The sequence below is a fragment of the Rivibacter subsaxonicus genome (genome assembly GCF_004217215.1).
In the GTDB taxonomy this organism is placed as follows: domain Bacteria; phylum Pseudomonadota; class Gammaproteobacteria; order Burkholderiales; family Burkholderiaceae_C; genus Rivibacter; species Rivibacter subsaxonicus.
Map to the genome: position 1 here is coordinate 22,773 of NZ_SHKP01000004.1, position 19,009 is coordinate 41,781.

Annotated in this window: 18 protein-coding genes; 9 read left to right on the forward strand and 9 right to left on the reverse strand. The window is 70.1% G+C overall.

Features of this window, described 5'->3' with window-relative positions:
- Window positions 1–249: 249 nt before the first annotated feature.
- The gene (locus EV670_RS00120; RefSeq protein ID WP_242616775.1) at window positions 250–831 is read right to left on the reverse strand and encodes a hypothetical protein; all 582 of its coding nucleotides are present in this window, start codon (window positions 829–831) and stop codon (window positions 250–252) included.
- 89 nt (window positions 832–920) lie between these two features.
- Between EV670_RS00120 and EV670_RS00125 the strand changes: the two genes are divergently transcribed.
- The 3 genes from EV670_RS00125 (at window position 921) to EV670_RS00135 (ending at window position 3,810) form a co-directional block, all read left to right on the forward strand.
- The gene (locus EV670_RS00125) at window positions 921–1,751 is read left to right on the forward strand and encodes a hypothetical protein (protein WP_130429800.1); all 831 of its coding nucleotides are present in this window, start codon (window positions 921–923) and stop codon (window positions 1,749–1,751) included.
- Window positions 1,752–1,870: 119 nt separating this feature from the next.
- Window positions 1,871–3,127: a formate-dependent phosphoribosylglycinamide formyltransferase gene (gene purT, locus EV670_RS00130; RefSeq protein ID WP_130429801.1), complete on the forward strand. Its 1,257-nt coding sequence runs from the start codon at window positions 1,871–1,873 to the stop codon at window positions 3,125–3,127.
- 2 nt (window positions 3,128–3,129) lie between these two features.
- Window positions 3,130–3,810 carry a hypothetical protein gene (locus tag EV670_RS00135; protein WP_130429802.1) on the forward strand — a complete coding sequence of 227 codons (681 nt, stop codon included), beginning with the start codon at window positions 3,130–3,132 and terminating at the stop codon, window positions 3,808–3,810.
- Window positions 3,811–3,817: 7 nt separating this feature from the next.
- On the opposite strand, the gene fusA is transcribed toward EV670_RS00135, so the two are convergent.
- From fusA to EV670_RS00155, 4 genes are all read right to left on the reverse strand, one after another.
- A complete protein-coding gene (fusA, locus tag EV670_RS00140; protein WP_130429803.1) occupies window positions 3,818–5,902 on the reverse strand; it encodes an elongation factor G in 2,085 nt (694 codons plus the stop codon).
- A 175-nt stretch (window positions 5,903–6,077) separates the two neighbouring features.
- Window positions 6,078–7,091, reverse strand: coding sequence for an aldo/keto reductase (locus tag EV670_RS00145; RefSeq protein ID WP_130429804.1), 1,014 nt, complete (start codon window positions 7,089–7,091; stop codon window positions 6,078–6,080).
- Window positions 7,092–7,155: 64 nt separating this feature from the next.
- A complete protein-coding gene (locus EV670_RS00150; protein WP_130429805.1) occupies window positions 7,156–8,271 on the reverse strand; it encodes a YbdK family carboxylate-amine ligase in 1,116 nt (371 codons plus the stop codon).
- 4 nt (window positions 8,272–8,275) lie between these two features.
- Entirely contained in the window at window positions 8,276–9,520 is a 1,245-nt protein-coding gene (locus tag EV670_RS00155; protein ID WP_130429806.1) for a cation:proton antiporter, read from the reverse strand.
- Between the two features lie 249 nt (window positions 9,521–9,769).
- Here EV670_RS00155 and htpG point away from each other — a divergent pair, with 249 nt between their 5' ends.
- Window positions 9,770–11,653, forward strand: a complete 1,884-nt coding sequence (gene htpG / locus EV670_RS00160; RefSeq protein ID WP_130429807.1) for a molecular chaperone HtpG — start codon at window positions 9,770–9,772, stop codon at window positions 11,651–11,653.
- A 4-nt stretch (window positions 11,654–11,657) separates the two neighbouring features.
- Here htpG and EV670_RS00165 read toward each other — a convergent pair whose 3' ends face one another.
- On the reverse strand, window positions 11,658–12,692 hold the full coding sequence (locus tag EV670_RS00165) for a serine/threonine protein kinase (RefSeq protein ID WP_130429808.1): 1,035 nt from the start codon (window positions 12,690–12,692) through the stop codon (window positions 11,658–11,660).
- Window positions 12,693–12,743: 51 nt separating this feature from the next.
- Complete coding sequence (locus EV670_RS00170) at window positions 12,744–13,472, reverse strand: GNAT family N-acetyltransferase (RefSeq protein WP_130429809.1); 729 nt, start codon at window positions 13,470–13,472, stop codon at window positions 12,744–12,746.
- Between the two features lie 289 nt (window positions 13,473–13,761).
- On the opposite strand from EV670_RS00170, the gene rplM reads away from it, so the two are divergent.
- The 5 genes from rplM to erpA all read left to right on the forward strand — a co-directional run bounded on the left by rplM (window position 13,762) and on the right by erpA (window position 16,341).
- Window positions 13,762–14,190 (forward strand): 50S ribosomal protein L13, encoded by a 429-nt coding sequence (gene rplM / locus EV670_RS00175; protein WP_130429810.1) that lies wholly within the window; start codon window positions 13,762–13,764, stop codon window positions 14,188–14,190.
- A 9-nt stretch (window positions 14,191–14,199) separates the two neighbouring features.
- Window positions 14,200–14,592: a 30S ribosomal protein S9 gene (gene rpsI, locus EV670_RS00180; RefSeq protein WP_130429811.1), complete on the forward strand. Its 393-nt coding sequence runs from the start codon at window positions 14,200–14,202 to the stop codon at window positions 14,590–14,592.
- Between the two features lie 186 nt (window positions 14,593–14,778).
- Entirely contained in the window at window positions 14,779–15,441 is a 663-nt protein-coding gene (locus tag EV670_RS00185; protein WP_242616776.1) for a DUF6776 family protein, read from the forward strand.
- Between the two features lie 34 nt (window positions 15,442–15,475).
- Window positions 15,476–15,883: a bactofilin family protein gene (locus EV670_RS00190; RefSeq protein WP_130429813.1), complete on the forward strand. Its 408-nt coding sequence runs from the start codon at window positions 15,476–15,478 to the stop codon at window positions 15,881–15,883.
- A 77-nt stretch (window positions 15,884–15,960) separates the two neighbouring features.
- On the forward strand, window positions 15,961–16,341 hold the full coding sequence (erpA, locus tag EV670_RS00195; protein ID WP_130429814.1) for an iron-sulfur cluster insertion protein ErpA: 381 nt from the start codon (window positions 15,961–15,963) through the stop codon (window positions 16,339–16,341).
- 43 nt (window positions 16,342–16,384) lie between these two features.
- On the opposite strand, the gene EV670_RS00200 is transcribed toward erpA, so the two are convergent.
- Both EV670_RS00200 and EV670_RS00205 read right to left on the reverse strand, forming a co-directional pair.
- Window positions 16,385–17,473: an anhydro-N-acetylmuramic acid kinase gene (locus tag EV670_RS00200; protein ID WP_130429815.1), complete on the reverse strand. Its 1,089-nt coding sequence runs from the start codon at window positions 17,471–17,473 to the stop codon at window positions 16,385–16,387.
- A gap of 52 nt (window positions 17,474–17,525) precedes the next feature.
- Window positions 17,526–18,908 carry a M23 family metallopeptidase gene (locus EV670_RS00205; protein ID WP_423213554.1) on the reverse strand — a complete coding sequence of 461 codons (1,383 nt, stop codon included), beginning with the start codon at window positions 18,906–18,908 and terminating at the stop codon, window positions 17,526–17,528.
- Window positions 18,909–19,009 lie beyond the last annotated feature (101 nt).

The following is a 19,009-nucleotide window of genomic DNA, read 5'->3' on the forward strand; positions in this document are numbered from 1 at the left end:
CCAGAGACGGCGATGCCTTGCGACGTGGCAAACAGCATGTGCATCGAGCTTCGGCTCCGGTGAGGGTTGGTCGGTGGCGTCATCGTTGGCGGGCCGGGGACTGCTGCTGCAGTTGGCTGGGCATCGCGATCGACTTGCTCACATGATAAACAAACATTGATCTTGCGCAAGCGACTTTGCGCAGGATGTGGCGCAAATCGCGCGCGCATCCCAAAGCTTTGGGGGTGCCCGGGGCGGGCACCGATGGCGTCACTTCTTGCGCTTGAGCGGCTGGATGCCGCGCTGGGCGCTGGTCCAGGCGCTCTGGTCGTCGACCGGCGCCTTGTCCTTGGCCGCTACCGGCGGTGCAGCAGGCATCGTGCTCAGCACCTCGCCGAGCAGGTCGAGCAGGCGCGTGCGGGCGCGCTGCGGGTGGCGCCGGTAGTAGCTCAGCACCAGGCCGACGATGAAGCGCTCATCGTCGTCGCGCGGCAGGTTCTCCGCATCGCTCGACACCGGCCCGGCGCTGGGCACGCCCGGGACGATGTGCGGACTCGGCGCCGCCGCGGCCGGTGCCCGGGCGGGCACTTCGGCCGCGCCATGCGGATGGTCCATCCAGCCCGGCGGCTTGTGGCAGGCCTGCTCGAACTGGCGTGCCAGGCGCTCGCCGATCTGGCGTCCGCGCGCCTTGATCTGGCTCCAGTAGCTCGGCTGGATGCCCAGGCGCTCGGCGAAGCGACCCTCGAGTCCGCGCAGCGTGGCGGCGTCGGGATGCTTGATGGTGGCCTGCACGAACTCGTCGAACAGGCGCAGCGCGTTGGCGAGTCGGATCGAGGCGAGGTCTTGGGGCATGCAGGCGCGATGATAAAGGAGCCTTGCGCTGGCGCTGCGGCCGCGGCGGGCGCGCTACATTCAACGCGGCCCTTTGCTCGGAGTCGCCCATGCCGCTTGCCTTGCCGCTTTCTGCGCGTCGACTGTTCGCCGGTGGCGCGGCCCTGGGCCTGTGCATGCTGGCGGCCGGAGCCGCCGCCGCCGAGACGCCGACCGTGCAGCAGCTCCAGTGCCGCGGCTTCGAACCCTTCTTCGCGATCACGGCCGGCCCGGACGCCGCCACCTGGTCGGAGCCCGGCAAGGAAATGACGCTGCGTGGTGGCTTCAAGCCGCTGGATTTCCTGCAGCCGCCGTGGCTGGTCTGGCGCGGCGTCGACGCCAAGGCGCGGCGCAGCGCGCCGGCGGTGGTGGTCACGGCGCGCCAGGAGGCCTGCGTGCCGTCGATGGGCGAGGGCGACAAGATCGCCGCGCTCGACTGGCGGGCGGTCGTCTCGCACCCCGACGGCCGTGTCATGACCGGCTGCTGCACGCTCAAGACCGGGATCGACCTGTCCCGTGCGCCGGTGGCCAGAGCCGCTGCCAAGCCGTCCGAGGACTGGTCGCGTCACCTGGGCGAGCTGCTGCCGGCGATCAACGTCTGTCTGGTCGATGGCGTGCCGAGCACCGAGCGCGTCAGCAAGGCCTGGCCGATGAACCACGGCAAGGCGGGCGTGCGGCTGGTCGATCGCGAGGGCGTGGCTTACGACTGCGTGGCCGATCTGGGCCTGCGCAAGGTCGAGACCGTCGAGCGGGTCGCGCTGGGCGACACGCTGCCCGGCGACGGCGACCCGGTCTTCTGGCCGGCACGCGAGCAGCCGCCCTCGATTCCCTGCGGTCGCGCCGAGCGGGTGCTCGACCGCCAGGGCCGCACGGTCGGCTACCTGAACTACCAGGCCTGCTGACGCGGCGGCGCGCGGCGTCGACCGCCGGTAGCCGGGGCGGCGCCTCCGGTCGGCCGGTTGCTGCACCGGCGGCCGGCGGCAGGGACAATCAGACATCGACGACCAACAGCGATGCCGCGATGAACGCCACCGACCCCGCCACCGCCCTGCCTCTGGGCACGCCACTGTCTGCCGCGGCCACGCGCGTGATGCTGCTTGGCAGCGGTGAACTCGGCAAGGAAGTGCTGATCGCGCTGCAGCGCCTCGGCGTCGAGACCATTGCCGTCGACCGCTACGACAACGCACCCGGCCACCAGGTGGCGCACCACGCCCGCACGATCACGATGAGCGATCCGGAGCAGCTGCGGGCGCTGATCGAGGCCGAGCGCCCGCTGCTGGTGGTGCCAGAGATCGAGGCGATCGCCACCCCGGTGCTGCAGGACCTGGAGGAGCGCGGCGTGGTGCGCGTGATCCCGACCGCCCGCGCCGCGCGGCTGACGATGGATCGCGAGGGCATCCGCCGCCTGGCCGCCGAGGCGCTCGGGCTGGCGACCAGTCCCTACCGCTTCTGCGACTCGCTGGCCGAGTTGCAGGCGGCGATCGATGGATCGACGGCGGAGGGCGGCGAGCGCCGTCCGGGCATCGGCTACCCCTGCGTCGTCAAGCCGGTGATGAGCAGTTCGGGCAAGGGCCAGAGCAAGATCGACGGCCCGGCCGACGTGCAGGCGGCCTGGGACTACGCGATGGCCGGCGGCCGGGTCGGCGCCGGGCGGGTGATCGTCGAGGGCTTCATCGACTTCGACTACGAGATCACGCTGCTGACCGTGCGCGCGATCGGCATGGACGGCCAGATCGAGACCCACTTCTGCGATCCGATCGGCCATGTGCAGGTGGCCGGCGACTATGTCGAGAGCTGGCAGCCGCATCCGATGTCGAGCTTCGCGCTCGGCCGCGCGCGCGAGATCGCCAAGGCGGTCACCGACGACCTCGGCGGCCAGGGCCTGTTCGGCGTCGAGCTCTTCGTCAAGGGCGACCAGGTCTGGTTCAGCGAGGTCAGCCCGCGTCCGCACGACACCGGCATGGTGACGATGATCACCCAGCGCCAGAACGAATTCGAGCTGCACGCGCGCGCAATCCTCGGCCTGCCGGTCGACACCCGGCTGGCCAGCCCCGGTGCGAGCGCCGTGATCTACGGTGGGGTCGACGCGCGCGCCATGGTCTTCGACGGCGTCGATGCCGCGCTGCGCGTGCCGCAGACCGAGCTGCGCCTGTTCGGCAAGCCCGAGAGCTTCGTCAAGCGTCGCATGGGCGTGGCGCTGGCCTTCGACGCCGATGTCGAGCGTGCCCGCGCCCGCGCCAAGCAGGCGGCCGCGCTGGTCAAGCCACGCGCAGTGTGAGCGTGACGAGCGTGGGCCGCCGCCCGCGCCGGTGGCCGGTGCTGCTGCTGTGCCTGGCGGCGGCGATCGCGGTGCATCTGCTGTTGCTGGCGTGGCCACTGGCGCCACGCGATGTCGAGCAACCAGCGGTGCCGGCAAGGGCCGCCTCGCGCGTGCAGGTCTTGAAGCTGGGCCACGCTCTGGCAACCGACGCGCTGGTCGCGAGCGAGCCATCGACCCGCCAGCCTCGGGCCGTCGCCGCGCCCGTCGCATCCGAGCCGGCGGCGAGCGCGGCCGCGACTCGCTCGACGGCGCCCGCGTCGGGCCCGCAGTCGGCGTCGACCGAAGCGCTGGGCTCGGCCGTGGTGCCCGATGCCGAGCCCGACTGGTGGCCGCGCGAACGGCTCGACGGCGGCCCGCAACCGTTGCAGCCGGTGTTGCTGGACAGCGCGCGCATGGGGATCGATCAGCTGCCGGCCGGCAGCAATGCGCTGCTCTTCATCGATGCCAGCGGTCGTGTCGAGCGCATGGAGTTTGGCGGTACGCCGCTGGCGGCGGCGGTCGAGGAGGCGCTGCGCGCCGCCTTTGCCGCCACTCCCTTCGCGCCCGGAACGCGCGACGGCCAGCCGGTACGCGCGCGGGTTCGCATCGCCCTCGATGCGGTGCTCGACGAGCCGCCGCCAGCGCAGCCGGTAGCGCGCTGATGCGCTGCTACTCGTCGTCGTGCACCTTGAACTGCGTCACCAGTTGCTGCTGGACCGAGGGCGGCGCCTGCTCGTAGTGGCTGAAGGCGAGCGTGTAGCGACCCTGGCCGCCGGTCATTGCGTTCAGGCGTGACTGGTAGCTCGACAGCTCGGCCAGCGGCGCCTGTGCGCGCACCGTGAGCCAGCCCGGCTGCAACGCGTCGGTGCCGGCGACCTGGGCCCGGCGCGATGCGAGGTCGCCGGTGATGTCGCCCATGTGCGCCTCGGGCGTGGCGATCTCGACCTCGACGATCGGCTCCAGAACGATCGGCCGCGCCTCCTGGACGGCGGCGACGAAGGCCTTGCGGCCCGCGGTGACGAAGGCGATCTCCTTGCTGTCGACGCTGTGGTGCTTGCCGTCGTAGACGATGACCTTGACGTCGACCACCGGCTGGCCGGCAAAGGCGCCCTGCGCCAGCGCCAGGCGCACGCCCTTCTCGACCGCCGGCATGAAGGCGCCGGGGATCACGCCGCCCTTGACCGCGTCGACGAACTCGAAGCCGGCGCCGCGCGCCAACGGCTCGATGCGCAGGAAGACCTCGCCGAACTGGCCGGCGCCGCCGGTCTGCTTCTTGTGGCGATGGTGGCCTTCGGCATTGGCGGTCACCGTCTCGCGGTAGGCGATGCGCGGCGGCTTGGTATCGACCTCGAAGCGATGCAGCTCGGTCAGGCGCTCCATCAGCAGGCGCAGGTGCAGGTCGCCGAGGCCGCGCACGATGGTCTCGTGGGTCGCGGCCGATTGCTCGATCGCCAGGCAGGGGTCTTCGGCCGTGAGCTTGGACAGTACCTCCCACAGACGCTGCTCGTCGCCGGGCCGCTTGGGCAGCAGCGCCAGGCCGTGCACCGGCACCGGCAGCTCGATCGGCTTGAGGTGGATGTGATCGTCCTCGGCCGCGTCGTGCAGCACCGCGTCGAGGTGGATCTCGTCGACCTTGGCGACCGCGCACAGCTCCCCCGGGCCGGCGCTCGGCACCTCGACCAGGCTCTTGCCCTGCAGCATGAACAGGTGGCCGACCTTGAAGGGTTTGCGGCCGTCGCCGATGTAGAGCTGGCTGTCGCGCGTGACCGTGCCCTGGTGGATGCGGAAGATGCCGAGCTTGCCGACGTAGGTGTCGACGGTGAGCTTGAACACATGGGCCAGCACATGCGCCTTGGGATCGGGTCCCACCTCGATCGGCTTGGCGGCGGCCCCCTCGCCGAGCAGGAAGGCCGGCGGGTTGCCCTCGGTCGGGTTCGGCATCAGCCGCGCGAAGACCTCGAGCAGTTCGGTCAGCCCGGCGCCGTTGCGCGCCGAGACGAAGCAGACCGGGATCAGGTGACCCTCGCGCAGCGCCTGCTCGAGCGGCGCGTGCAGCTCGCCGGCATCGACGTCGCCCTCCTCGAGGTAGCGCTCGACGAAGGCCGCATCGACCTCGACCACCTGCTCGACCAGCGCGCGATGCGCCTCTTCCACCGAGGAGAAGTCGGCCTCGTGGCCCGGCCGGGCGGCCGGCGCGAAGAAGCAGTCGACCACCTCCTTGCCGCCGTTGGCGGGCAGGTTCAGCGGCAGGCATTCCTTGCCGAAGGCGGCGCGCAACTGCTCCATCAGCAGCGGCAGGTCCAGGCCCTGGGCGTCGATCCGGTTGACGACGATCATGCGGCACAGCCCGCGCGTCGCGGCGGCCTGCATCAGGCGGCGTGCGGCCGGTTCGATGCCGTTGCCGGCGTTGACGACGACCACCGCGGTCTCGACCGCCTCGAGCGCGGTCAGCGCCGGCCCGATGAAGTCGGGGTGCCCGGGGGTGTCGATCAGATGGATGCGCACCTCGCCGCCATCGGGCAGCGGGTGGTGCAGGTGCACCAAGGCGCTGTTCAGCGAGTGCTCGTGTTTCTTCTCGAGCGGGTCGAAGTCACTGACGGTGCTGCCGCGCTCGACGCTGCCGGGGGCGCCGAGTGCCCCGCTGCGATGCAGCAGCGCCTCGACCAGGGTGGTCTTGCCGGCCGCGGCCGGCCCGATGAAAGCCAGCGTGCGCAGCGCCTCGGGCGGCAGCGCACGCAATGGGGTGGATGGCATGGCACGCGTCTCCTTGCGCGCCATTTGCAGGCACGCCGTGGTGCGGCGTCGCCATCAAGATTTCCTGAGCAGCACCGCGGGGCTTGGGCCGGGGAACGGGAGCGTAGGCTTTTGGCCGGTGCGGCACAAGCGGGGCGCTGCGGGTGGCACGCCCGGCTTGGTGGCCACGGACAGCTCAGGCGTGGCCGAGCACCGGATGCGGCTCGTAGCCGGTGCCGAGTGCGGCGAGCTCTTCGGCGGACAGCGCCAGCTCGACGGCGGCGGCCGCCTCGTCGAGCTGCGGCAGCTTGGTGGTGCCGATGATCGGCGCGGTCACGCCGGGCTGGTTCAGCAGCCAGGCGTAGGCCAGGGTGGCCGCGCTGATGCCGCGCTGCGCGGCCATCGCCTTGAGCCGCTCGACGGTGGCGAAGTCGCTGGCGCGGTAGTAGTAGCCGAGCGCGATGTCGTCGCTCTGGGCGCGGGTGGTGGCGCCGGCCTCGCGGTCCCCGGCGGCGCGGTTGCCGGCCAGGAAACCGCGTGCCAGCGGGCTCCAGGGCAGAACTGCCACGCCCTGGCTGCGGCACAGGGGCAGCATCTCGCGCTCCTCCTCGCGGTAGGCGAGGTTGTAGTGGTTCTGCATGCTGACGAAGGGCGTCCAGCCATGGCGGGCTGCTGCCTCCTGCATCCGGGCGAACTGCCAAGCCCACATCGAACTCGCGCCGAGGTAGCGCACCTTGCCGGCCTTGACCACCTCGTGCAGCGCTTCCATCGTCTCCTCGACCGGCGTGTGCGGGTCGAAGCGATGGATCTGCCAGAGGTCGATGTAGTCGGTATCCAGCCGCTGCAGCGAGGCATCGATCGCGTGGAAGATGCGCTTGCGACCGAGGCCGTGGCTGTTGGGCGGGAAGCCGCGGCTGTCGCCCTTGTAGTCGAGGCTGACCGGGAAGAAGAGCTTGGTCGCGATGACGACCTCCTCGCGCCGGCAGAACTCGCGCACGAAGCGGCCGGTCAGGATCTCGCTCTCGCCGGCCGAGTACATGTCGGCGCTGTCGAAGAAGTTGATGCCAAGCTCGACCGCGCGTTGCACCACCGGGCGGCTCGCCGCCTCGTCGAGCACCCACGGCCGCCAGCGCGGCGTGCCGTAGCTCATCATGCCCAGGGCCAGGCGCGAAACGACGAGGCCGCTGCGGCCGAGGCGGGTGGTCTTCATCGAGCGTTCTCCGTTGGGCCGCTGCAGCATAGGCGGCCCGGGCGCGCCTGTCCGGCCTGGGGCTTCAGGCGCTCATCCAGCGCTGCGCCGACTGCTCCATCACCGCGCGCAACGGCTCGCCGCCGGCGCGGCACTGGCGCAACCAGCGCGCGTCGTTGCCGTCGAACAGCGTGTCGCGCAGGCCCTGCAGCGCGTCGACCGCGCCGAGGTCGAGCGCATGTTCGTCGAGCCGCGAGAGGGTGCGCAGGATGTCGTCGCGCAGCCGCTGGCGCTGCTTGGTCTTGGGGTCGACGACCTCGCCCTCGAGGCCGAAGCGGCAGGCCTGGAAGCGGTTGAAGGTGTAGACGAGGTAGTCGTCCTCGGCCGGCTCGAAGGGCCGCTCCAGGCTGAGCTGCCGGCACAGGCACTGGAGGTAGGCGGCGAGCGCTGCCGCCTTGTGCACCGACAGCGGCGTGTCGCAGACGCGCAGTTCGATGGTGCCGTACTCGGGCTTGGGCCGGATGTCCCAGTAGAAGTCCTTCATCGACTGCACCACGCCGGTGGCGCTCATCTTGTCGAAGTAGACGCCGAACTCGGCCCAGCTGGTGGTGAACGGCGCCCGGCCCGAGAGCGGGAACGCGAACACCGAGTTCAGCCGCGCCGAGTCGAAGCCGGTGTCCTGGCCCTGCACGAAGGGCGAGGAGGCCGACAGCGCGATGAAGTGCGGCACGTAGCGGCTCAGCGCGTGCAGCAGCCACAGCGCCCGGTCGCCATCGGCGCAGCCGATGTGCACATGCTGGCCGAACACGGTGAACTGCTTGGCGAGGTAGCCGTAGAGCTCGCTGATGTACTGGAAGCGCTCGCCGGGATAGATCTGCTGCTGGCTCCAGTGCTGGAAGGCATGGGTGCCGCCGCCGGCGATGGCGACGTTGAGCCGGCGCGCGGCGTGGGCGAGCTGGCCGCGCATGTCGAGCAGCTCGGCCAGCAGCGGGCCGTGCTGGTGCTGGATCGAGCTGCCGATCTCGATCATGCTGCGCGTGATCTCGGGCTTGATGTCCCAGGCGCCACTGTGGCGTGCCGTCTCGCGCAAAAGGTCGACCGCCTGGGGCGCTAGGTCGAAGTCGTGGGTCGAGAGGATCTGCAGTTCGAGCTCGACCCCCATCGTCAGCGGCTCGGAGTGGCTGAAGTCCTGCAGCGGCATGGCCTCAGCTCCTTGGCTGTTGAGTTGCCTCGCCCGCCACGCGGTGCAGGGCGAACTGGGTGATGACCGGGCCGGCGAGCTGCAGCAGGGTCGAGGCGATCAGCAGCGCCTGCCAGACGCCGGCGTCGATCGCCGGCGCGCCGGCCGGCCAGCCGTAGGTGCTCGAGCTCAGCAGCAGTGCGGTCTGCGCCATCGGCTGCAGCGCCAGCGTCAGCGCCAGCGCCTGGCGCCAGCCCAGGCCGCTGACGCGCGAGAAGGCGAACACCGCGGCCCCCTTGCCGAGCAGCCGCGCACCGATCATCGCCAGCACCAGCGGCCAGACCTGCGCCAGGCCGTCGAGCGTGGCGAGCAGGCCGATGCTGACGAACAGCAGCACGGCCAGTGCGGCGCCGGCGCTGCCGAGCTGGGGCAACACGCTGAGCCGGTGGCCCATGCGCGCGCGCGCCACCGTGCCCGCCACCAGCAAGGTCAGCAGCGGCGACAGCGTCCACTGCACAGCCAGCAGCGCGGCGATGACGATCAGCGCCAGCTGCAGCACCACGCCGGAGGCAGCGTCGCGCGTCGGGCGGGTCAGCCAGGCCAGGGCAAAACCGGCGCCCGCGCCGAGCAGGAAGGAGCCGGCGAGCACGACGACCATGTTGACGAGTGCGGCCAGTGCCTCGCTGCCGACGCCGGCGCTGCCGGTCGCGCTGGCCAGCAGCTGCCACAGCTTGACCGCCAGCACCGCCAGCACGCTGTTCAGTGCGGTCAGCATCAGCAAGCGCTCGGTGACCTGGCCGCGCGGCTGCGCCTCGTGCAGCACCGCCATCGTGATCACCGGCGAAGTGGCCATCGCGACCGCACCGGCGAGCGCGGCCGCCGTGTGGCCGACGCCGAGCCAGGCCAGCACGGCCCACACCGCGACGGCCGCGAACAGCGCCTCGGCCAGCGACTGCAGTGCCAGGCCCGGGTTGTCGACCAGCCAGCGCGGGCGCACCCGGCTGCCGAGCTCGAACACCAGTACCCCGACCGCGAGGTCGAGCAGTGGCTTCCAGGGATCGAGGTCGCTGCGCTCGAGCAGGCGCAAGGCCAGCGGGCTGGCCAGGGCGCCGACCAGCATCTGCCCGCAGACGCGCGGCAGGCGCGTCGATCGGTGCAGCACCTCGCCGGCAACGACCGCGACGATGACCAGCAGCGCCAGGCCGAGCACCGGGTCGGCGCCGCGCAGCAGTTCGAGCAGCCACGGCAGGGTTGGGGTCGGATCTGGCATGGGTTGGCGGTTCGGATGGTGGCGGGCGCAGTGTGAACCCTGAGGATTGCAGATTGAGCCCCTCGTTTATCGCAGGCGCGCGTCCTTACCGATGGATGCCGAACATGGGCTTCGGTCGCAGTTGCCGACACGTCGATCCTGGGGCTTGAAAGCGGCGCCACGCGCCCCAAGTCCCCGGCCGGCGGTGCCACGCCACAATCGCTGCCCGGCGGCGCCGGCCACCGGCCAGACTTTAGCGATCCGAGCATCATGGAAAAACAAACCCTGCCCTTCCAGGCCGAGGTGCAGCAGTTGCTGCACCTGGTCACCCACGCGCTCTACTCCAACAAGGAGATCTTCCTGCGCGAACTGATCTCCAACGCCTCGGACGCCTGCGACAAGCTGCGCTTCGAGGCGCTGGCCGACGCCACGCTGATGGAGGGCGGCGCGCCGCTGGCGATCCGGCTCGCCGTGGACCGCGAGGCCAGGACGCTGACGGTCAGCGACAACGGCATCGGCATGAGCGCCGAGGAGGCGGTGAGCCATCTGGGCACGATCGCCAAGAGCGGCACGCGCGAATTCATGAGCGCGCTCAGCGGCGACCAGCAGAAGGACGCGCAGTTAATCGGCCAGTTCGGCGTCGGCTTCTACTCGGGCTTCATCGTGGCCGACCGCATCACCGTCGAGTCGCGTCGCGCCGGCCTTGGCGCGGCCGAGGGCGTGCGCTGGAGCAGCGACGGTAGTGGCGCTTTCGAGGTCGACTCGATCGAACGCGCCGCGCGCGGCACCGACGTGATCCTGCACCTGCGCGAGGACGCCGCCGAGTACCTGGATCGCTGGCGACTTGGCTCGCTGGTGACCAAGTATTCCGACCACATCGCGCTGCCGATCGAGATGCGCAAGGAGGTTTGGGACCAAGACGCCGGCGCGATGCGCCAGAGCGACGAGTGGGAAACGCTGAACGCGGCCTCGGCGCTGTGGACGCGCAGCAAGAACGAGATCAGCGAGGAGCAGTACCACGCCTTCTACGAGGCCCTGACGCACGACTCGCAACCGCCGCTGGCCTACAGCCACAACCGGGTCGAGGGCCGCAGCGAGTACACCCAGCTGCTCTACCTGCCGGCCAGCGCGCCGCACGATCTGTGGAACCGCGATCGCGCGACCGGCGTCAAGCTCTACGTGCGGCGCGTCTTCATCATGGACGACGCGCAGGCGCTGCTGCCGGCCTACCTGCGCTTCGTGCGCGGCGTGGTCGACTCCAACGACCTGCCGCTGAACGTCTCGCGCGAGCTGCTGCAGGAAAGCCGCGACGTGCGGTTGATCCGCGAGGGCTGCACCAAGCGCGTGCTGTCGATGCTCGAGGACCTGGCGCAGAACGCGCCCGAGAAGTACCTCGGCTTCTGGCGCGAGTTCGGCGCGGTGCTCAAGGAGGGCGTCGGCGAGGACTTCGGCAACCGCGAGCGGCTCGCGAAGCTGCTGCGCTTCGAGTCGACCACGCAGACCGAGCCGACCGCGCTGGCCGATGTGCTGGCGCGCATGAAGGAAGGGCAGGAGGCGATCTACGTGCTGACGGCCGAGTCGCTGGCGGCCGCGAGGTCGAGCCCGCAGCTCGAGCTGTTCCGCAAGAAGGGCATCGAGGTGCTGCTGCTCAGCGACCGCGTCGACGAGTGGCTGCTGAGTCACCTCACCGAGTTCGAAGGCAAGCCGATCAAGAGCGTGGCCAAGGGCGCGGTCGACCTCGGCGCCCTGCAGGACGAGGCCGAGAAGGCCGCGGCCGAGGCCGCCGGCAGCGAGTTGCAGCCGGTGCTCGAGCGCCTGCGCGGCGTGCTGAAGGATCGGGCCAAGGATGTGCGGGTGACGGCGCGCCTGGTCGAGTCGCCGGCCTGCCTCGTGGCCGAGGAGGGCGAGATCAGCGGCCATCTGGCGCGCCTGCTCAAGCAGGCCGGGCAGCTGCGGCCTGAAGATGCCGAGCGGGCGCGGCCGGTGCTCGAGATCAACCCGGAACACGCGCTGGTCAAGCGGCTTGCATCCGAGGAGGCGCGTTTCGAGGACCTGGCCCAGCTTCTCTTCGACCAGGCCGTGCTCGCCGAAGGCGGGCAGCTCGAGGACCCGGCGGCCTTCGTGCGGCGACTCAACCTGTTGCTGGTCGGCTGAGTCGCTACCCGTCGGCCAGGCGCTGCAGCTGTTCGTGCAACTGGGAGACCTGCTGCTCCCAGTAGGCGCCGCTGCCGAACCACGGGAACGCCACCGGGAACGCCGGGTCGCTCCAGCGCTGGGCGATCCAGGCGCTGTGGTGGAGCATGCGCAGCGCCCGCAACGGTTCGACCAGTTGCAACTCGCGTCGGTCGAAGTCGCAGAAGTCCTCGTAGCCTTCGAGCAGGCAAGCCAGCTGGATCCGCTCGGCGGCCGGGTCGCCGCTCAGCAGCATCCAGAAGTCGTGCACGGCGACGCCGGTGCCGCAGTCGTCCAGGTCCACGAAATGCGGGCCGGTGGCGCTCCACAGCAGGTTGCCTGGGTGGCAATCGCCGTGCACGCGCTGCCAGCGCAGGCCGTCGACGGCCTCGAAGCGCCGGGCCACGATCTTCAGCACCTCGGTTGCGGCACGCAGCCAGCGCTCGCGGTGCTCGGGGCCGAGCAGGTCGGCCTGCACGAGTGTCGACACCGCGCCATGGCCGAGGCTGTCGATGTCGAGGCGGCGGCGGTGGCGGAACGGTGCGCGGCGGCCGATCGCGTGGATGCGGCCAAGGAAGCGGCCGATCCAGGTCAGCGTCTCCGGGTCGTCGAGTTCCGGGGCGCGGCCGGCCCGGCGCGGGCTGACCGAGTAGCGCATCGCGCCGACCCGGGCCAGGGTCGGCGGATGCCCGAGCAGGTCGAGCTCGATGCCGGCCACCGGTGTCGACTCCAGCACCAGCGGCGCCACCACCGGAATCTCGGCCTCGGCGAGCTCGCGCGCGAAGCCGTGTTCCTCGAGGATCTGCTCGTCGGACCAGCGTCCGGGTCGATAGAACTTGGCGACCACGGCGTCGCCGCCTTCGAGCATCGCGAGCACGACCCGGTTCTCGTAGGAGTTGAGCTGCAGCAGGCGGCCATCGGTGCGCTGGCCGACGGCGTCGAGCAGGTCGAGGCTGCGGTGTGGCGTGAGCTCGGAGAAGGGCGCGCCGGCTGTCGCGGCCGCGGGTGCATCTGGGGTCATCCCCGATGCTCGCATGCCGACCGCCGGCGAGGTGCTGGCAGGACTTTGGCGCTACTGCGAGCCCGGGCCGCGGCGGCCGATCTGCTGCTTGAGCTCCTGCATGCCGTCGATGAACTCCTCCAGCCGCAGCGCCTGGCGCTTGAGCTGGTAGTTCATCTCGGCCGCGTGGGCCTCGACCATCGCCTCCATCTGGCTGCCTATGGTGTCGGGTTCGAGCTTCAACCAGGCCTGCGACTCACCGCCGTCGCGCTCGACCTTGGCGCCGGCGTTGCGGGCGATCCGCAGCATCGCGTGGTTCTCGCTGAGCGCGTGGATGTAGAGGCTGTCGATGCCACGATTGCGCGCATGCATCACCGCATGGTCGAACAGGCGGGCACCGTAGCCGCGGCCGCGGGCCGACTCCAGCACCGAGACGCCGAACTCGACCATCGTCGGCCGGCCGGGCAGTTGCTGCGCCACCGGCTCGTAGGCCAGGTGCGCCATCGCGATCAGCTGCAGGCGACGGTTGAAGATGCCGAAGACCTCGTCGCGGTCGAAGCGGATGCCCTGGACGTACTGCCGGATCTGCTCGTCGCTGGCCGGGAAGCCGAAGCGCAGGTAGCGGTCGCCGGGCTCCAGCGCCACTAGGTGCGCCTCGATGCGGTCGCGGTGCCGCGCCGCCAGCGAGCGGATCGGCACCCAGCTGAACCGCGGCGGGCGTGGTTGCGCCGGGTCGCCGGGGCGAGCGTGTCGATCGGCCTGTTGGCCGAAGCGGTTGAGGAAGTCGCCGGGGTAGCCCATGGGTGAATGATAGGGGCAAACCCTAATAACCATTGGAGACTCGGGCCTAGTGCGCCGGGTTGCCGTTGGGGCGCCGCCCCTAGCGGCCTGCGCCAGCACTGGTACTTGCTGTATGATCGAGGGCTTTCCCGCCAATTGGCTCCGGGAAAGTCTGCGCTTTCGGCCCCGACCGCCGGTGCAAGTCCGCCTAAGAGGCCTCGATTCGCGCCGCTACCGCAAGGTGGTGAGCGCGACCCGACAAGAGGTACCGACCGCGGAAGTTCGAGCCAGGATCCACTCAAGGAACGTCATGAAAACCTTCAGCGCCAAAGCGGCCGAAGTGACGCACGAGTGGTTTGTGATCGATGCCACCGACAAGGTGCTCGGACGAGTGGCCAGCGAAGTCGCTCTCCGTCTGCGTGGCAAGCACAAGCCAATCTATACGCCTCACGTCGATACCGGTGACTTCATCGTCATCGTCAACGCAGACAAGCTGCGTGTCACCGGCAACAAGGCCAACGACAAGATCTACTACCGTCACTCGGGATTCCCGGGCGGCATCTACGCGACCAAGTTCAAGGACATGCAAGCCAAGCATCCGGGCCGTGCGCTCGAGAAGGCTGTCAAGGGCATGCTGCCGAAGGGTCCGCTGGGTTACGCCATGGTCAAGAAGCTGAAGGTCTATGCCGGTGCCGAGCACCCGCATACCGCTCAGCAGCCCAAAGTGCTCGAGATCTAAGGAGCCGCGATGATCGGTAATTGGAACTACGGCACTGGCCGCCGCAAATCGTCGGTGGCCCGTGTCTTCATCAAGCGCGGCACCGGCCAGATCGTGGTCAACGGCAAGCCCGTCGACCAGTATTTCGGCCGCCAGACCTCGATCATGATTGTCAAGCAGCCGTTGTTCCTCACGAACAACGTCGAAGCCTTCGACATCAAGGTCAACGTCCACGGTGGTGGCGAATCGGGTCAGGCCGGCGCGGTGCGCCATGGCGTGACGCGCGCGCTGATCGACTATGACGAGACGCTGCGCCCCGAACTGCGCCGCGCCGGCTTCGTGACGCGTGACGCGCGCGAAGTGGAGCGCAAGAAGGTCGGCCTGCACGGCGCCCGTCGTCGCAAGCAGTTCAGCAAGCGCTGATACGAGCAGGAGGATCGGAGCGGCTTATTGCCGTTCTGCATCGATCCTCACCGCTTGTTGCCAAGATCAGGCCACCTCCGGGTGGCCTTTTCGTTTCCCAACGACAAGAATTCAGGGATTGTCTTCTCGTCCCGTCCCATGCGTCTGAAGTTGCTTCGTCGTCGTCTGTCGGTCAGCGCCCCGCGCATGACCGTGCGCAGCCACCTGTCGTGGCCGCTGCGCTGGGCGGCACTGGCGCTGATGCTCGGCTTCTCGGCGGCGCTCGCGCTGTGGGCCTTCGAGTTCGGACGCGAGATCGCCGGCCTCGACGGCAACCTGAAGCAGCAGCTGGCCGCGACCCAGGAGGAACTCGCCCAGACGCGGCTCGAGCGCGACCGCGCGCAGGGCATCGCCAACACCGCCGACAGCCTGCTCAAGGCCGAGCGCGCCACCCAGGACAGCCTGGCGGCCCAGGTGCGCTTGCTGCAGAGCGATAACCTGACGTTGAAGGCCGATCTGGGCTTCTTCGAGCGCCTGCTGCCACTCGGCGGTAAGGAGGCCCTGGCGGTGCGCGGCATGCAGGCCGAGGTGCCGGTGGCCGGACGTCTGCGCTACCAGTTGCTGGTCATGCAGGGCAGCCGGGCGCCGGCCGACTTCCAGGGCCGCTATGAACTGGCGCTGAGCGGGCAGCTGGACGGCAAGGGCTGGACGCAGGCGGTGGCCGGCGGCGCGCGCCCCATCCGTTTCCGGCAGTACCAGCGGGTGGAAGGCGAGGTCGACTTCCCGCCGCAGGCGGTCGTGCAGAGCGTGGAAGTCCGCTTCGTCGACGCCGACGGCGGCGTGCGGGCACAGCAGAGCCTGAAGCTTTGACGGCGCGAGTATCAACAACAAGGAAGGGACGTCGATGTTCGGAATCAATCGCAATAAACAACCGCCGATACGCACGCTGATCGGCGAGGGCACCGTGATCGAGGGCGAGGTGCGCTTCAGCGACGGCCTGCGCATCGACGGCGAGGTGCTGGGCGACGTGATCGCCACCGGTGCCGGCCGCAGCCTGCTCGTGATCGGCGAGAAGGCCTCGATCACCGGGCGCGTGCACGCCGCGCACGTGATCGTCAACGGCACCGTGCGCGGGCCGCTCGAGTGCGAGCAGTTGCTCGAACTCCAGCCCAAGGCCAGGATCGAAGGCGATGTGCGCTACCTGACGCTGGAGATGCACCAGGGCGCGCAGGTCCACGGCGAGTTGCGACCGCTCGATGCGCCTGTAGAGCAGGAAATGCCCGCACTCAAACTGGCCTCAAACAACGGTTGAGCGCACGCGGCGGCGGCAACTGCGACAATCAGGGCATGGATCGCGGCTTCCGGCCGCGCCGCTGAAGGAGAAAGACGATGAGTGCCGTCGCTGAGAACAAGGTTGCCGTTGGCGGCAACGACATCCCGCCCCCGCCGATCCTGTTCACCGACAGCGCCGCCGACAAGGTCAGGCAGCTGGTCGACGAGGAAGGCAACCCGGAGCTGAAGCTGCGCGTGTTCGTGCAGGGCGGCGGCTGTTCCGGCTTCCAGTACGGTTTCACCTTCGACGAGATCGTCAACGAGGACGACACGCAGATGGCCAAGAACGGCGTCACGCTGCTGATCGATGCGATGAGCCTGCAGTACCTGAGCGGCGCCGAGATCGACTACAAGGAAGACCTCGAAGGCGCGCAGTTCGTCATCAAGAACCCGAACGCGACGACGACTTGCGGTTGCGGGTCCTCGTTCTCGGCCTGATCGTCCGGATCACCCGCTGACAAGCCGCCCGAGGGCGGCTTTTTCACGCCGGGTAGAGCGCGCCGAGCACCCGCGCGCCACGCGCGCCGGTCACCGCCGGCTCGTTGCCAGCTACCCGTGAGAGATGCGCGCGCGCCAGCCAGGCGAAGGCCACGGCCTCCACCTGCAGCGGCGGCAGGCCACGCCCGGCGGTAGACAGCACCGTCACGGCGGGCAGCGCCGCCCCCAGCCGACGCATCAGCTCGCCGTTCAGCGCACCGCCGCCGCAGACCAGCAATTCCGCGGCCGAGGGCATCGACGCCGCCAGCGCCTGGGCGACGCTGCGCACAGTGAGCTCGCACAGGGTGCTCTGCACGTCCGCCGCGGCCACGCCCGGGTGGCGTGCCAGCAGGCGCTCGAGCCAGTCGGCGTGGAACAGGTCGCGGCCGGTGCTCTTGGGCGCCGGCGCGGCAAAGTAGGGTTCGCACAAGGCGTCGGCCAGCAGCGTCGGCAGCACCTTGCCCTGCGCGGCCCACGCGCCGTCCGCGTCATAGGGCAGGCCGCGCGTGCGCTCGATCCACAGATCCATCAGCACGTTGGCCGGGCCGGTGTCGAAGCCGCTCAGGCGGCCGTCGGCGTGCAGCAGGCTCAGGTTGGCGATGCCGCCGAGGTTGAGCACGGCAATGTCGCGACCCGGTCGCGCGAACAGCGCCCGATGCACCACCGGCACCAGCGGCGCCGCCTGGCCTCCGGCGGCCAGGTCGCGGCTGCGAAAGTCGGCCACCACGTCGATGCCGCAACGCTCGGCCAGCAGCGCGGGCGCGTTGAGCTGCAGGGTGTAGCCGGTGCCGTCGAAGGCGCCTGGTCGGTGCCTAACGGTCTGGCCGTGGGCGCCGACCGCCTGCACCTCGGCGCCAGCCACGCCGCTGTCTGCCAGCAACGCGTCGACGGTCCGCGCATAGGCCTCGGTCAGCGCGTTGGCCGCCAGCGCGGCGCGATGCAGTTCGTTCTCGCCGGGGCTGTTGAGCGCCAGTAGTTCGGCGCGCAATGCCGGATCGAAGGCGTGCTGGACATGGGCCAGGACCTCGGGTCGGTCGTCGGCCGACCAGCGCACCAGCACACCGTCGACGCCATCGGTCGAGGTGCCGGACATCAGTCCGATGGTCGTCGAGCCGACGCCGCCCACCGTGCGACGCCGCCCGCGCTTACTCGAAGCGGGCGCCGATCGCCGCCGGCGCGGCGGCCAACTGGGCGCTGGCGGTCTGCGCCGTCTCGGTAAAGCGGGCGCGCGCGGCGGTCGAGACGGTGACCGATTCCGAGCTGCGCGCCATCGTCACCGGATCGACATGGCGATCGTTGACGAGGAACTCGAAGTGAAGATGCGGCCCGGTGGCCCAGCCGGTGGCGCCGACCGCACCAAGCGACTGGCCTTGATCGACGCGGGCGCCACGGCGGGCGTCGATGCGCGAAAGGTGGGCGTAGCGCGTTTCGCGGCCGCCCGCATGCTGCACGATCACCACGTTGCCATAGCCGTTCTGCCAGCCGGAGAAGGTGACGATGCCATCGCCGACCGCGCGCACCGGGGTGCCCGTGGGTGCAGGGTAGTCGACGCCCAGGTGCCGGCGCCAGCTCTGCAGCACCGGGTGGAAGCGCATCGCAAAGCCCGAGCTGACCCGCGAGAAGGCCATCGGGGATGCCAGGAACGCGCGGCTCTTGCTGCTCCCGTCGAGGCTGAAGTAGCCGCCCTTGCTGCCCGGCTCCTGGAACCAGACCGCGTCGTAGCGCTTGCCGTTGTTGACGAACTGCGCCGCCAGCAGCCGGCCCGAGGAGGACGAGCCCCAGGTGATCGGCTCGCCGTCGGCGGTGAGCGCCTCGTAGAGCACCGAGAAGGTGTCGCCACGCTTGAGTTCGCGGCGGAAATCGATGTCGGTGCTGAACAACTCGGCCAACTGGGAGGTGATGCCGTCGGGCAGGCGCGACTCGTCGGCGGCGGCGAACAGCGTGCTCAGGATGGTGCCGGAACCAAGCCGCACCTCGGCCGCCAGCGGTACCTGCTCGCTGAGCGCGGTGAACTGCCCGTCGGCCGCGCGGCGCACGCTGATGCGGGTGAAGTGGCTGCCCTGCTGCGCGGCGCTCGCGGCCGGGGCGCGCACGGTGAGTTCCTGTAGGCGGCCGTTGGCGGTCAGCGCCTTGCTCATCTTGCCGGGGCGACCCTCGAGGATCGTCCTCGCCGTCGGGTCGCTGCGCAGGAAGGCGGCGGCCTCGGTGTCGTCGATGCCGAGTCGGCGCAGAAGCGCATCGGCGGTGTCGCTGCTGCGGGTCAGGTCGCTGCGATAGAGCTCAGGAGAGAACTCCTCGAGTGCCTTGAGCTGTGCGTCGAGCGCGGCCGGGGCGATCGATTCCGAGATGAGGCGGCGCGGCAGGTCGGCCGCATCGGGCGCCAGCGGCGCGATCGCGAAGGCGGTGACGCCAGCGCTGGTCAGCGCGGCCACCACCACGGCGGTCAGCCGGCGCGGGTGGCGCTGGAGCACCGACTCGGTTCGGCGCCAGGCGCGAGCGACCAGTTGGTCTAGAGAAGACAAGGGCACGAACGATCCTGAACTAGGCATCCCGGCGCTCGATGTCAGAGCTTGCACGGGGTTGGAGGGAGAACAGCGTGGCGGCCGCGGCCACCATGCACGCCGAACCA